The organism is Ramlibacter pinisoli (assembly GCF_009758015.1).
Lineage (GTDB): Bacteria > Pseudomonadota > Gammaproteobacteria > Burkholderiales > Burkholderiaceae_C > Ramlibacter > Ramlibacter pinisoli.
In genome coordinates, this window is sequence record NZ_WSEL01000003.1 from 1,627,798 (window position 1) to 1,641,532 (window position 13,735).

At 69.1% G+C, this 13,735-nt stretch carries 10 protein-coding genes; 5 read left to right on the top strand and 5 right to left on the bottom strand.

What is annotated here, in order from left to right; genetic code table 11:
- Positions 1-18: 18 nt before the first annotated feature.
- From ubiE to GON04_RS09120, 5 genes are all read right to left on the bottom strand, one after another.
- On the bottom strand, positions 19-750 hold the full coding sequence (gene ubiE / locus GON04_RS09100) for a bifunctional demethylmenaquinone methyltransferase/2-methoxy-6-polyprenyl-1,4-benzoquinol methylase UbiE (RefSeq protein ID WP_157397585.1): 732 nt from the start codon (positions 748-750) through the stop codon (positions 19-21).
- Positions 751-845: 95 nt separating this feature from the next.
- Positions 846-1,256 carry a gamma-butyrobetaine hydroxylase family protein gene (locus tag GON04_RS09105; RefSeq protein ID WP_157397586.1) on the bottom strand — a complete coding sequence of 137 codons (411 nt, stop codon included), beginning with the start codon at positions 1,254-1,256 and terminating at the stop codon, positions 846-848.
- A 10-nt stretch (positions 1,257-1,266) separates the two neighbouring features.
- On the bottom strand, positions 1,267-2,934 hold the full coding sequence (locus tag GON04_RS09110) for a ShlB/FhaC/HecB family hemolysin secretion/activation protein (protein ID WP_157397587.1): 1,668 nt from the start codon (positions 2,932-2,934) through the stop codon (positions 1,267-1,269).
- An 83-nt stretch (positions 2,935-3,017) separates the two neighbouring features.
- Positions 3,018-4,367, bottom strand: a complete 1,350-nt coding sequence (locus GON04_RS09115) for a FecR family protein (RefSeq protein ID WP_157397588.1) — start codon at positions 4,365-4,367, stop codon at positions 3,018-3,020.
- Between the two features lie 237 nt (positions 4,368-4,604).
- Positions 4,605-8,480 (bottom strand): DUF3683 domain-containing protein, encoded by a 3,876-nt coding sequence (locus GON04_RS09120; RefSeq protein ID WP_157397589.1) that lies wholly within the window; start codon positions 8,478-8,480, stop codon positions 4,605-4,607.
- Positions 8,481-8,729: 249 nt separating this feature from the next.
- Here GON04_RS09120 and ugpB point away from each other — a divergent pair, with 249 nt between their 5' ends.
- From ugpB to ugpQ, 5 genes are all read left to right on the top strand, one after another.
- The gene (ugpB, locus tag GON04_RS09125) at positions 8,730-10,034 is read left to right on the top strand and encodes a sn-glycerol-3-phosphate ABC transporter substrate-binding protein UgpB (protein WP_157397590.1); all 1,305 of its coding nucleotides are present in this window, start codon (positions 8,730-8,732) and stop codon (positions 10,032-10,034) included.
- A 150-nt stretch (positions 10,035-10,184) separates the two neighbouring features.
- Positions 10,185-11,066 carry a sn-glycerol-3-phosphate ABC transporter permease UgpA gene (ugpA, locus tag GON04_RS09130; RefSeq protein ID WP_157397591.1) on the top strand — a complete coding sequence of 294 codons (882 nt, stop codon included), beginning with the start codon at positions 10,185-10,187 and terminating at the stop codon, positions 11,064-11,066.
- Positions 11,066-11,917: a sn-glycerol-3-phosphate ABC transporter permease UgpE gene (gene ugpE, locus GON04_RS09135; protein ID WP_157397592.1), complete on the top strand. Its 852-nt coding sequence runs from the start codon at positions 11,066-11,068 to the stop codon at positions 11,915-11,917. Before ugpA ends, ugpE begins: the two co-directional genes overlap by 1 nt.
- A gap of 4 nt (positions 11,918-11,921) precedes the next feature.
- Entirely contained in the window at positions 11,922-12,926 is a 1,005-nt protein-coding gene (locus tag GON04_RS09140; protein WP_157397593.1) for a sn-glycerol-3-phosphate import ATP-binding protein UgpC, read from the top strand.
- Positions 12,923-13,663, top strand: coding sequence for a glycerophosphodiester phosphodiesterase (gene ugpQ, locus GON04_RS09145; protein ID WP_181653962.1), 741 nt, complete (start codon positions 12,923-12,925; stop codon positions 13,661-13,663). Before GON04_RS09140 ends, ugpQ begins: the two co-directional genes overlap by 4 nt.
- Positions 13,664-13,735 lie beyond the last annotated feature (72 nt).

Below are 13,735 nucleotides of genomic sequence, written 5' to 3' on the forward strand. Positions count from 1 at the left end.
TCTTGCTGGTGCCTGTCGTCAACATTTGATTCCAACATGCAGGGCGACGACGCCGCCCGTCAGGTTGTGGTAGTCCACGTGCCCGAAACCCGCTTTGTGCAGCAGGGTCTTGAGTTCCTCCTGGCCGGGATGCATGCGGATGGATTCGGCCAGGTAGCGGTAGCTGGCGCCGTCGCCGGCGACCGCCTGGCCCAGGCGCGGGAGGATGTTGAACGAGTACCAGTCGTAGACCTTGGACAGGGGCCGGGCCACGCGCGAGAACTCCAGCACCAGCAGCTTGCCGCCGGGCTTGAGCACCCGCTGCATCTCGGCCAGCGCCTCCTCCTTGCGGGTCATGTTGCGCAGGCCGAAGGCGACCGTCACCAGGTCGAAGTGGTTGCCGGGGAACGGCAGCTTCTCGGCGTCGCAGACGACGGTGGGCAGCGCCAGGCCGGCATCGAGCAGCCGGTCGCGGCCGGTGCGCAGCATGGCCTCGTTGATGTCGGTGTGCACCACCCGGCCGCTCGGGCCGACCTTGGGCGCGAAGGCCAGCGCCAGGTCGCCCGTGCCGCCCGCGATGTCCAGCACCTGCTGGCCCGGCTGCACGTTGGCCACCAGCACGGTGTACGCCTTCCAGGCCCGGTGCAGCCCCAGCGACATCAGGTCGTTCATCAGGTCGTAGCGCGGGGCGACCGAGTCGAAGACGCCGCGCACGCGCCGGGCCTTGTCACGCTCCTCGACCGTTTCGAAGCCGAAATGGGTACTGCTCATCCCCGGCATCGTAGGCGCATTCGGCGCACGCGCAGGGCCCGGCGGGGTCTCCGCGGGGTCTTCCGGGGGCCGGACGTCGCCCGGATGCGACGCGGTCAGTGGCCGCAGGCGTGGCCGGACTTGCCGGCCATGGGGGCGTCGCGGTCGACGCCGGCCTCGGCGAGCCGGCGTTCGTAGTCGGCCCACAGCTGCTCCTGGCGCGACCCCAGGAAGTAGAGGTAGTCCCAGGAGAAGATGCCGCTGTCGTGGCCGTCGGTAAAGCGCGGCTGGACGGCGTAGTTGCCCACCGGGTCGAGAGCCAGCAGTGCCACCTCGCGCTTGCCGGTCTGCAGCACCTCCTGGCCGGGGCCGTGCCCCTGCACCTCGGCCGACGGCGAGTAGACCCGCATCAGCTCGAACGGGATGCGGAAGACGGCGCCGTCGGAAAACCCGACTTCGAGGACGCGCGACTGCTCGTGGACGGTGATCGACTGCGGCACCGCGCCGCCTTGTTGCAGGCCTGCCATGGGGTTGGGATCAGAAGCGGACGGAGAGGTTCACGTAAACGCGCTCGTTGCCGCGCTGCGGCGAGGCGCTGTTGACGGTGAGCGGCACGTTGCTGCTGTTGAGCAGGCGGCCATAGTCGACCGTGAAGGCGAACGGGCCGGAGCCATAGCGCAGCCCCACGCCCGCGCTGGACAGCCGGTCGGATGCCGGCTTGGTGCTGCCGTTCGGCTGGTTGTTGGTGACCCAGCCGGCATCCAGGAAGCCGAGCAGCCGCAGGCCCGGCGCCAGTTCCGGCGTGGTGATCTCGGCCGAGGCGCTGATGCCCTTGTCGGCCGACAGCGGCCGCTCGACCTCGGTGCCGCGCACCGACCCCGTGCCGCCGAGGCCGAACTGCTCGCCGGCGATCAGCACGTCGGGGCTGTACTGGAACTGCGTGCGCAGGCCCAGCAGCCAGTTGCCGGCGAACGGCGACACGTAGTTGGCACCGCCGCGCAGCGCCGTCCAGTGCAACTTGCTGATGCGGGGGTCCTCGCTCTGGTAGGAGCGCAGGTCGTTGCCGTAGCCGGTGCCGGTGTTGGCGACGACGCTCGCCTCCCAGCCCCAGACCGCGGTCTCGGTCTCGGTGCGCGCGTTGTAGCCCACCACCACCGGGCGGCTGCGGCGGTCGAACGCGCCCGGCACCACGGCGCCGTTGATCTGCGCGGCGTCGAACACCTTGTCGTCCAGGCCGGCCACCACGTAGCTGCGGCGCCCGCCTTCCGGCGGCAGGTAGAAGGTGTAGTTGAGGCCGAAGGTGCGGCCGGCGCCGGTGCTGGTGAAGCTGCCGAAGTTGCCGACCACGTTGGAGTCGGTGAAGGTGGCGCCGACCACGCCACCCAGTTCGTACAGCGGCACCCGGTAGGTCAGGCCGAACTGCTTGACGCTGCCCGGCTTCTCGATCGAGGTGGTGTAGGCCGCATTGAAGCTGTGGTCGCGGTCGAACAGGTTGGTGTGGCCGCCGGTGAGGGTGAGGCGGTCGCGGCCGGACGACGCGCTGCCCAGGTTGGAGGCGGCGACCGCGAAGGTCCAGGGGCGGGCTTCCTTGACCGTGATGGCGGCGTTGATCTTGTCCGCCTCGTCGCCCTCGCGGATGCCGACCTGGATCTGCTTGTTGGGGTTCTCGTTGGCGATCGCCGTCTGCACCGCCAGTGTCTTGAAGTTGGGCGTGCGGCCCTCCTTCAGCTCGGGCAGGGTGCGGCGGATGTTGTCCTCGCTGTAGAGGCTGCGGCCGTCGATGTCGACCCGGCTGATGCGGAAGGTGACGATCTCCAGCTTGATGGTGGCGCCCACTTCCTGGGGCGGCAGCGCCACCCGGTGCAGGCCGTAGCCCTTGTCGCGCAGCGCCTTTTCCAGGGCGCCGGTGGCGTCCTGCAGGGTCGACATGGTTGCGTCGTTGCGCAGGTACGGGGCCAGCACGGCGGCGGTCTCGGCTTCGCCCAGCGGGTTCTCGCCGCCGACCTGGAAGCCCCGGATTGCGAACACCGGGTCGGGTGCCGGCGTGAGCGGGACCTGCGTGCCCCGGGGCGGCTGGGCAGGAGTCGGCTGTGCGGCCGGGGCCGGCGCCGCCTGCTGCGCCAGCGCCGGCATGGCCGCGGCCAGTGCCAGTGCCAGCCCCGCCCGCAGGCCGATGCGCTCAGGCGCGCGATACCCCTTGACCATCATTCCTCTCGCCCCTCTTGTTGTTCCCCGGACCAGCGGTCGATTGTCTCATCCGGCGTAACCGATTGTCACGCCGGGCCCGGTCACTTGCAGACGCGGGGCACGTCGCTCAGCACGGAGACGAGCAGCGGGTTCCTGGCGGTGGGCAGGGGCAGCTTGTCGAAGTCGATGAACTTGGGGATGTTGGTCGGGCGCGCCGTGTCGCCGGCGGAGTTGGCGAAGCCGGCTTCGCCCTTGCCCAGGTGCAGCACCTGGCTGGCGGTGGCCACTTCGATGTGGCCGTCGCGCACGAACACGAACAGGCCCTCCTGGGCGTCGGAGACCTGCTGGGTCGAGAAGGTGTTCGGCGGCACCGGCACGTCGCCGGGCGGCACGACGTCGGGCGACGTCAGCTGCTGCTGGGGAGTGCTGATCGGCACCACGCCGCTGGGGGAGATGAACAGGCCCTGGCCGGCCTGCAGCAGCTCCAGGGCCGACTGGCCGGTCTGCTGCACCGCGATGGCCCCCAGGAAGGTCCACAGGTTCAGGTTGCTGCAGTCCGGCTCGCAGCCGATGCCCAGCTCGGTGCCCCGGATGCCGATCGTGGCGGTCGAGGTGGAGAAGGACACGTTGCGGTTGTTGGCCTTGCCGATCAGGCCGGTGATGGCGCGCACCGTGCCGCGCACCAGCGACACCAGGAACCGGCCCTCGGCCGCGTTCTTCTCGTCGAAGACGAAGTTGTCGACCCGGAAGCGGGTGTTGCTGCCCAGCGAGATGCGGCTGTCGTCGCGGAACGCCAGCACGGCGCGCGCGCCCGGCATGGTCTCGACCACGTCGCCGGGATAGACGCTGCCGCCGTCGACCAGGCGGCGGCGCTGGTTGTTGGCATCGACGGCATAGAGCTCGCCAGCGGACTGCACGACCTTGGCGCTGGCCAGCACGGCGTTGGGGCGGGCGGATTCGGCGACCTGGGCCGATTCCGCGCCGCAGTCGCGGGTGCACAGGCGGGCGTCGAAGTCGGTGCCCCGGATGCCGATGGTGGCGGTGCTGGTCTGCACCCTGGCGGCATTCGGCGAGCCCTTGGAGATGAGGCCGGTGACGGCCCGGAAGCCGCCCCGCACCATCTGCAGCAGCATGCTGTTGTCGCTGCCGTTCTCCCGGAACTGGTACTGCTGCAGCACGATCTCGGAGTTCGGCCGCACGGTCATCCGGGTGCCGTCCTGCAGCTTGACGATGGCGGAGGAGCCCTCGGCGGTGGTCAGGCGGTCGCCCTCGCGCAGTTCCAGGCCCTTGCCCAGCGTCCGTGGCGCCTGTCCGGGCGTCTGGGCGAAGCCCACGCCGCGCGCGAACTCCACCTCGCCCGCGACCTGGGCCGAGGCCAGGGAACCCGCCAGGGCCAGGCACAGGCCGGCGGCGAGCTGGAGGAACGTTCGTGATTGGACGGGCCCGAGCATGGCAACCTCCGGAAACCGGTCGGTTTCTCAGATTCGTGAAAAAGTGTTGCAAGGTTATACACGCTGTCGGGCTCGGCCCCGTCCACCGTCGGGCTCGGCGGCGGTAGTCAGCGTGCGGATTTCACGTCCGGCGGCCGCTTGCGCATCCGTGCGACGGCCGCGCCGGCGTTGGCTGGCGGCGTGGGGAAGCCCCCGCTGCCCGGACGGGCCGCGGGGTGCCGGCCAAGGCGGCCGGACTCAGACCAGGACGCGTTCGATGCCGCCGCTGTTGGCGGCCTGGACGTACTGGGGCATCCAGTCGGCGCCGAGGATCTTGTTGGCCATCTCGACCACGATGTAGTCGGCCTCGAGCAGGCCGTTCTGCAGGTCGTGGCCGTAACGCGACAGGCCCTGCAGGCAGCTTGGGCAGCTGGTCAGCACCTTCAGGTCGTCCTTGGGGCCCACCTCACCCGTCGCCCGCAGTGCCGCCTCGTCCTTGCGCAGCTCTTCCTCCTTGCGGAAGCGCACCTGGGTCGAGATGTCCGGCCGCGTGATGCCGAAGGTGCCCGACTCGCCGCAGCAGCGCTCGGACTTGCGCACCTTGTCGCCGAGCAGGGCCTTCACGGTCTTCATCGGTTCCTGCAGCTTCATGGGCGTGTGGCAGGGGTCGTGGTACAGGTAGGCGCCGCCCCCGGGCAGGGTGATGCCCTTTTCCAGCAGGTACTCGTGGATGTCGATGATCCGGCAGCCGGGGAAGATCTTGTCGAACTCGTAGCCCTGCAGCTGGTCGTAGCAGGTGCCGCAGCTGACCACTACGGTCTTGATGTCCAGGTAGTTCAGCGTGTTGGCCACGCGGTGGAACAGCACCCGGTTGTCGGTGATGATCTTTTCCGCCTTGTCGTACTGTCCGCTGCCGCGCTGCGGGTAGCCGCAGCACAGGTAGCCCGGCGGCAGCACGGTCTGCACCCCGGCGTGCCACAGCATCGCCTGGGTGGCCAGGCCGACCTGCGAGAACAGCCGCTCCGAGCCGCAGCCCGGGAAATAGAACACCGCCTCGGTCTCGCTGGTGGTCGCCTGCGGGTTGCGGATGATGGGGACGTAGTCCTTGTCCTCGATGTCCAGCAACGCCCGCGCCGTCTTCTTCGGCAGCCCGCCGGGCAGCTTCTTGTTGACGAAGTGGATCACCTGCTCCTTGACCGGCGCGCGGTCGTGCGTCGAGGGCGGCCGGGTCACCTGCTTGCGGGCGAAGCCGCGCAGCAGGTCGTTGGCCAGCCGCTGGGCCTTGAAGCCGACGCCGACCATGGCGCCGCGCACGAGCTTGATCGTCTGCGGGTTGGTGGCGTTGAGCATGAACATCGCGGCCGCGTTGGCGGGCCGGAAGCTCTTCTGACCCATCTTGCGCAGCAGGTTGCGCATGTTCATCGACACGTCGCCGAAGTCGATCTTCACCGGGCACGGGTTGGCGCACTTGTGGCACACGGTGCAGTGGTCGGAGACGTCCTCGAACTCCTCCCAGTGCTTGATCGACACGCCGCGGCGCGTCTGCTCCTCGTACAGGAACGCCTCCACCAGCAGCGAGGTGGCCAGGATCTTGTTGCGCGGGCTGTACAGCAGGTTGGCGCGCGGCACGTGGGTGGCGCACACCGGCTTGCACTTGCCGCAGCGCAGGCAGTCCTTGATGCTGTCGGCGATGGCGCCGATGTCCGACTGCTGCATGATCAGCGACTCGTGCCCCATCAGCCCGAAGCTGGGCGTGTAGGCATTGGTCAGGTCGGCATACACCGACATCGGGCCCTGCTGGGTCGACGGGCGCAGCAGCTTGCCCTTGTTGAACCGCCCCTCGGGGTCGACCCGCTGCTTGTAGTCGGCGAACGGCCCGATCTCGTCGTCGGTCAGGAATTCCAGCTTGGTGATGCCGATGCCGTGCTCGCCCGAGATCACGCCGTCCAGCGAGCGCGCCAGCGCCATGATGCGCTTCACCGCCGCGTGCGCGGCCTGCAGCATCTCGTAGTCGTCGCTGTTGACGGGGATGTTGGTGTGCACGTTGCCGTCGCCGGCGTGCATGTGCAGCGCCACCCACACCCGGCCCTTGAGCACGCGCTGGTGGATGGCCTGCACCTCCTCCAGCAGCGGCCGGAACGGCGCGCCCGAGAAGATCTGCTGCAGCGGCGCCCGCAGCTGCGTCTTCCAGCTGGCCCGCAGGCTGTGGTCCTGCAGCTGCGGGAACAGCGGGTCGACCCGCGCCAGCCAGTCCTGCCACTGGGCGCGCACCTCGCGCACCAGGGCCAGGGCCTGGGCCACGCGGTCCTCGAGCAGCTCGGCCGACGGGATCTCGCTGGCGTCGTCGAGCTTGCCCAGCGGCAGGTTGCCGCGTTCGAAGAACGCGACCAGCTCGTCGGCCAGCCGGATCTTGTTGGCCAGCGACAGCTCGATATTGATGCGCTCGATGCCGTCCGTGTACTCCGCCATCCGGGGCAGCGGGATGACCACGTCCTCGTTGATCTTGAAGGCGTTGGTGTGCTTGCTGATGGCGGCCGTGCGCTTGCGGTCGAGCCAGAACTTCTTGCGCGCCTCGGGGCTCACGGCGATGAATCCCTCGCCGCTGCGCGAGTTGGCGATGCGCACCACCTCGGAGGTGGCGCGCGCCACCGCGTCGGGGTCGTCGCCGACGATGTCGCCCACCAGCACCATCTTGGGCAGTCCGCCGCGCTTGCTCTTGGTGGAGTAGCCCACCGCCTTGAGGTAGCGGTCGTCCAGGTGCTCCAGGCCGGCCAGCAGGACGCCGGAGCGCTCCTTCTCGGCGAACATGAAGTCCTTGATCTCCACGATGCTGGGCACCGCGTCCTTCGCGTTGCCGAAGAACTCCAGGCAGACGGTGCGGGTGTGCGCCGGCAGCCGGTGCACCACCCAGCGCGCGCTGGTGATCAGGCCGTCGCAGCCTTCCTTCTGGATGCCCGGCAGCCCGGACAGGAACTTGTCGGTGACGTCCTTGCCCAGGCCTTCCTTGCGGAAGGTGCGGCCCGGGATGGCCAGCGTCTCGCGCCGCAGTTCATGGCGGCCGTCCGGCCCGAAGTAGCGCAGCTCGAACGTGGCGACCTCGGCGTCGTGGATCTTGCCCAGGTTGTGGTCCAGCCGGGTGACCTCCAGCCACTCGGCCTGCGGGGTGACCATGCGCCAGGACACCAGGTTGTCCAGCGCCGTCCCCCACAGCACGGCCTTCTTGCCACCGGCGTTCATCGCGATGTTGCCGCCGATGCACGACGCCTCGGCCGAGGTGGGGTCGACGGCGAAGACGAAGCCGCCCCGTTCGGCGGCGTCGGCCACCCGCTGGGTCACCACGCCGGCCTCGGTCCAGATGGTGGGCAGCGGCTGCGCGTGGCCGGGGACGGCGACTAGTTCCACCTCGGTCATCGCCTCGAGCTTCTCGGTGTTGATGACCACGCTCTTCCACGTGAGCGGGATCGCGCCGCCGGTGTAGCCGGTGCCGCCGCCGCGCGGGATGATGGTCAGGCCCAGCGTGATGCAGCCCTTGACGAGCGCGGCCATCTCGGCCTCGGTGTCGGGCGTGAGGACCACGAAGGGGTACTCGACGCGCCAGTCGGTGGCGTCGGTGACGTGCGAGACCCGCGACAGGCCGTCGAACTTGATGTTGTCGCGCGCCGTGTGGCGCCGCAGTTCCTTCTGCGCGCGCCGGCGCAGCTCCGCGGTCTCCTGGAAGGACGCATCGAAGGCCTGCACCGCGGCGCGCGCGGCCACCAGCAGTTCGGCCACCAGCTTGTCGCGCTCGGCGTCGTCGCCCGGCGTGCGGCGCTTCTCGATCTCTCCCAGGCGGTGGTGCAGGGCCTCGACCAGCTGGCGCTGGCGGCGCGGGTTGTCCAGGAGGTCGTCCTGCAGGTACGGGTTGCGCTGCACCACCCAGATGTCGCCCAGCACCTCGTAGAGCATGCGCGCCGAGCGGCCCGTGTGGCGCTCGGCCCGCAGCCGGCCCAGCACTTCCCAGGCGCGCGGCCCGAGCAGGCGGATGACGATCTCGCGGTCGGAGAACGACGTGTAGTTGTACGGGATTTCGCGCAGCCGCGGAGCCTCGTCCGAGGCGGCGGCCAGGAGCTGGTCGAGCGTGGTGGGTGCGTTCATCGTTCCGGTGCTGCCCCAGCCATCGGAGGGGCTCGGTCTTCAGCCGGACAAGAATGCGCGCAGCGGCTGAAGGAGGATGTTACCGCAGCGCAACATGACCCGTGCCCGCGTCGGGGATGACCCGCCCCCGGGCGGCCGTCCCTCATGGTTAGCCCCGTGTCCCGCGACCGCCTGCCGCCGGTCTAATCGCTTGACACAAATCGCCGGTAGAGTCACGCCCCTCGTGACCGACCTTCTCCAGGAGCATCCATGAAGCTGAAGTTGTCCGCCCTCGTTCTCGCGGCCACCTGTTCGATCGCCGCGCAGGCGCAGACCGAGATCCAATGGTGGCACTCGATGACCGCCGTGAACAACGAGTGGGTCAACGACCTCGCCAAGGACTTCAACGCCAAGCAGAAGGACTACAAGGTCGTGCCGGTGTTCAAGGGCACCTACGACGAGTCCATGACGGCCGCCATCGCCGCCTACCGCGCCGGCAACGCGCCGCACATCCTGCAGGTGTTCGAAGTCGGCACCGCCACCATGATGGCCAGCAAGGGCGCCGTGGTGCCGGTGACCAAGCTGATGGCCGACGCCGGCAAGAAATTCGACCCGGGCGCCTACATCCCCGCGGTGGCCAGCTACTACACGGCGCCGAACGGTCAGATGATGAGCTTCCCGTTCAACAGCTCCACGACGGTGTTCTACATCAACAAGGACGCGTTCGCGGCCGCCGGCCTGGACACCAACGAGCTGCCCAAGACCTGGCCCGAGGTGGCGCTCGCCGCCGGCAAGCTCAAGGCGAGCGGCCACAAGTGCCCCATCACCCTCGGCTGGCAGGGCTGGACGCAGCTGGAGAGCTTCTCCACCTGGCACAACACGCTGCTGGCCACCAAGCGCAACGGGCTGGACGGCCCCGACGCGCGGCTGGTGGCCAACTCGCCGCTGCACGTGCGCCACATCGAGAACCTGGGCAACATGGCCAAGCAGGGCCTGTTCGTCTACAAGGGCCGCGGCAACGTGCCCGAAGCCAGCTTCGTCTCGGGCGAGTGCGCCATGATCACGACCTCGTCGGGCTTCTACGGCAACGTGGCCAAGAACGCCAAGTTCAAGTACGCCGTCTCCACCCTGCCCTACTACCCCGACGTGCCCGGTGCGCCGCAGAACACCGTCATCGGCGGCGCCAGCCTGTGGGTGATGGCCGGCAAGAAGCCCGCCGAATACAAGGGCGTCGCGACCTTCTTCGAGTACCTGTCCAACCCGGACGTGCAGTCGGCGAGCCACAAGCGCACCGGCTACCTGCCGATCACCATGGCCTCGTTCAAGCTGACCGAGCAGTCCGGGTTCTACAAGCAGAACCCCGGCACCGATACCGCCGTCAACCAGATGGTGCGCAAGACCACCGACAAGTCGCGCGGCATCCGCCTGGGCAACTACGTGCAGGTGCGCGCCATCGAGGACGAGGAGCTCGAGCAGGTCTGGGCCGGCAAGAAGTCGGCCAAGGAAGCGCTCGACGCCATCGTCAAGCGCGGCAACGAGCAGCTGGAGCGCTTCCAGAAGGCCAACAAGGGCTGACACCCGCCTTCCTCGCCGCCGCGCCGGCGGCGCCCCCTGGCCACCCTCCCCCCGTCCTGCGAGGGGAGGGTTCCGTTTGTCCGGGGGCCGGGTCGAGAACAATTCGCCGCGTCCGCTCCGGACGCCGCCTGATGAGGTGAGAATCGCGCGATGGAGAAGAGGGTCTGGTTCAGGTCGACATGGCTGCCGTGGCTGCTGCTGGCACCGCAGGTCGCCATCATCAGCGTGTTCTTCTTCTGGCCGGCCGGGCAGGCGCTGCTGCAGTCGCTGCAGCAGCAGGACGCCTTCGGCACCTCCGTGGAATGGGTCGGCCTGGAGAACTTCCACAACCTCTGGAACGACGAGTCCTACCTGGCCTCGTTCAAGACCACGGCCGTGTTCTCGCTGCTGGTCGCCTTCTTCGGCATCACCCTGTCGCTGCTGCTGGCGGTGTTCGCCGACCGGGTGGTGCGGGGCGTGCTCGCCTACCGCACGCTGCTGATCTGGCCCTACGCGGTCGCTCCCGCCGTCGCCGGCGTCGTGTGGCTGTTCCTCTTCTCCCCCAGCATCGGCGTGCTGGCGTACTGGCTGCGCAGCGTCGGCTTCGAGTGGAACTCGCTGCTCGATAGCGACCACGCGATGGCGCTGATCGTGATGGCCGCGGTCTGGAAGCAGTTCTCGTACAACTTCCTGTTCTTCGTGGCCGGGCTGCAGAGCGTTCCCAAGTCGCTGATCGAGGCGGCCGCGATCGACGGCGCCGGCGCCTGGCGCCGCTTCTGGACCATCCAGTTCCCGCTGCTGTCGCCCACCACGTTCTTCCTGCTGGTCATCAACGTCGTCTACGCGTTCTTCGACACCTTCGCGATCGTCGACGCCGCGACCAAGGGCGGCCCGGGCAAGGACACCGCCATCCTGGTCTACAAGGTCTATTTCGACGGCTTCAAGGCGCTGGACCTGGGCGGCTCGGCGGCGCAGTCGGTGGTCCTGATGGCCATCGTGATCGCCCTGACGGTGATCCAGTTCCGCTTCGTCGAGAAGAAGGTGACCTACTGATGGTCGAGCGCAACCGCTTCCTGTCCGTGCTCACCCACGTGGTGCTGCTGCTGGGCGTCCTGGTGGTCGCCTTCCCGGTCTACGTGACCTTCGTGGCCTCCACCCACACGATGGATGCGGTGGTGCAGGTGCCGATGCCGCTCACGCCGGGCTCGAACCTGGTGGAGAACTACCGCAGCGCCCTGCTCGGCGAGCGCACCGGCACCGGCACCCACGCCGCCGTCGGCCGCATGATGCTGGTCAGCCTGGTCACGGCGCTGGGCATCGCGCTGGGCAAGATCGCGATCTCGCTGCTGTCGGCCTTCGCCATCGTCTATTTCCGCTTCCCGCTGCGCAAGTTCTTCTTCTGGGCCATCTTCGTCACGCTGATGCTGCCGGTGGAGGTGCGCATCGGCCCGACCTACAAGGTGGTGGCCGACCTGGGCATGCTCAACACCTTCCCCGGCCTGACGGTGCCGCTCATCGCGTCGGCGACGGCCACCTTCCTGTTCCGGCAGTTCTTCCTCACCGTCCCCGACGAACTGGTGGAGGCCGCGCGCATGGACGGCGCCGGGCCGCTGCGCTTCTTCAAGGACGTGCTGCTGCCGCTGTCGACCACCAGCATGGCGGCGCTGTTCGTCATCCAGTTCATCTACGGCTGGAACCAGTACCTGTGGCCGCTGCTCGTGACCACGCAGGAGGACATGTACCCGGTGGTGGTGGGCATCAAGCAGATGATCTCCGGCGGTGATGCCCAGACCGAATGGAACGTCGTGATGGCCACCGCCATGCTGGCGATGCTCCCGCCGGCCGTGGTCGTGATCCTGATGCAGAAGTGGTTCGTCAAGGGCCTGGTCGACGCGGAAAAGTAAACACATGGCAGCCATCTCCCTTCGCAACGTCGTCAAGCGCTACGGCAAGGCCAAGCAGGAACTGCAGGTCATCCACGGCATCGATGCCGAGGTGTCCGACCGCGAGTTCATCGTCATCGTCGGGCCCTCCGGCTGCGGCAAGTCGACGCTGCTGCGCATGGTGGCCGGCCTGGAGGAGATCTCCGGCGGCGAGATCGCCATCGGCGACCGGGTCGTCAACGACCTCGAGCCGGCCGAGCGCGACATCGCGATGGTGTTCCAGAACTACGCCCTGTACCCGCACATGAGCGTGTTCGACAACATGGCCTACGGCCTGAAGATCCGCAAGATGCCGCCGGCGGAGATCAGGACCCGGGTCGACAAGGCCGCGGCCATCCTGGAGCTGGGGCACCTGCTCGATCGCAAGCCGCGCCAGCTGTCGGGCGGCCAGCGCCAGCGCGTCGCCATGGGCCGCGCCATCGTGCGCCAGCCGCAGGTGTTCCTGTTCGACGAACCGCTGTCCAACCTGGATGCCAAGCTGCGCGCCCAGACCCGGCTGGAGATCCAGAAGCTGCACCGCGAACTGGGCATCACCTCGCTGTTCGTCACCCACGACCAGGTCGAGGCCATGACGCTGGCGCAGCGCATGATCGTGATGAACGCCGGCCGCATGGAGCAGTTCGGCACGCCGGAGCAGGTCTACCAGCAGCCGGCCTCCACCTTCGTCGCCAGCTTCATCGGCTCGCCGCCCATGAACCTGCTGAAGGCGGCGCCCGGCGGCCGCCCGGGCACCATCCTGGGCATCCGCCCGGAGCACCTGGACATCGGCGCCGACGGCTGGGAAGCCCGGGTCGAGACGGTGGAGCTGCTGGGCGCCGAGCGCCTGGTCTACGCCCGCGTGGGCGGCGAGCAGGTCATCGTGCGCACCGAGGAGCAGCACGCCGCCCCGGCAGCCGACAGCACCATCCGCATCAAGCCGCGCGAGGACCGGCTGCACTGGTTCGACGCCGCGTCGGGCAAGCGGCTGTGACCGCGCAGCCCTGGCCCTACCCCCGCTGGATCGCCCACCGCGGCGCCGGCAAGCTGGCGCCCGAGAACACCCTGGCGGCCTTCCGCCTGGGCGCGCAGCACGGCTACCGGATGGCCGAATGCGACGCCAAGCTGTCGGCCGACGAGGTCGTGTTCCTGCTGCACGACGCGACCCTGGAGCGCACCACCGACGGCCACGGCGCCGCCGGCGCGCTGGCCTGGTCCGAGCTGTCACGGCTCGATGCCGGCGGCTGGCTGGGGCGCGCCTGGGCCGGCGAGCCGCCGGCCACGCTGGCCGGGCTGGCGGCGTTCTGCCACGCCAACCGGCTGCTGCTGAACATCGAGATCAAGCCCACGCCGGGCGTCGAGGGGCGCACCGGCGAGGTGGTCGCGGCCGAGGCCGCCCGCCTGTGGGCCGGGGCCGACGTACCGCCCCTGCTCACGTCGTTCCAGCCCGAGGCCCTGCGCGGGGCGCAACGCAGCGCACCGCAGCTGCCGCGCGGCCTGCTGCTGGACACCTGGATCGATGGCTGGTTCGAGACGGCGCATATCCTCGGCTGCGTGGCGGTGGTCTGCAACCACACCCTCTGGGACGCGGCCAGCGTGCACCGGGTGCACGCCGCCGGCATGCGCTGCCTGAGCTACACCGTCAACGATTCCCGGGCCGCGCAGCGCCTCTGGGACCTGGGCACCGACGCCATCATCACCGACCGGGTGGACCTCTTCGCACCGGATTGAGGCGTCCGCGCCCCGGGAGCTTTCCCCGCTGCGCTGCGGGGGAGCCGGTGGCATCATCGCGCTCCTCGCATC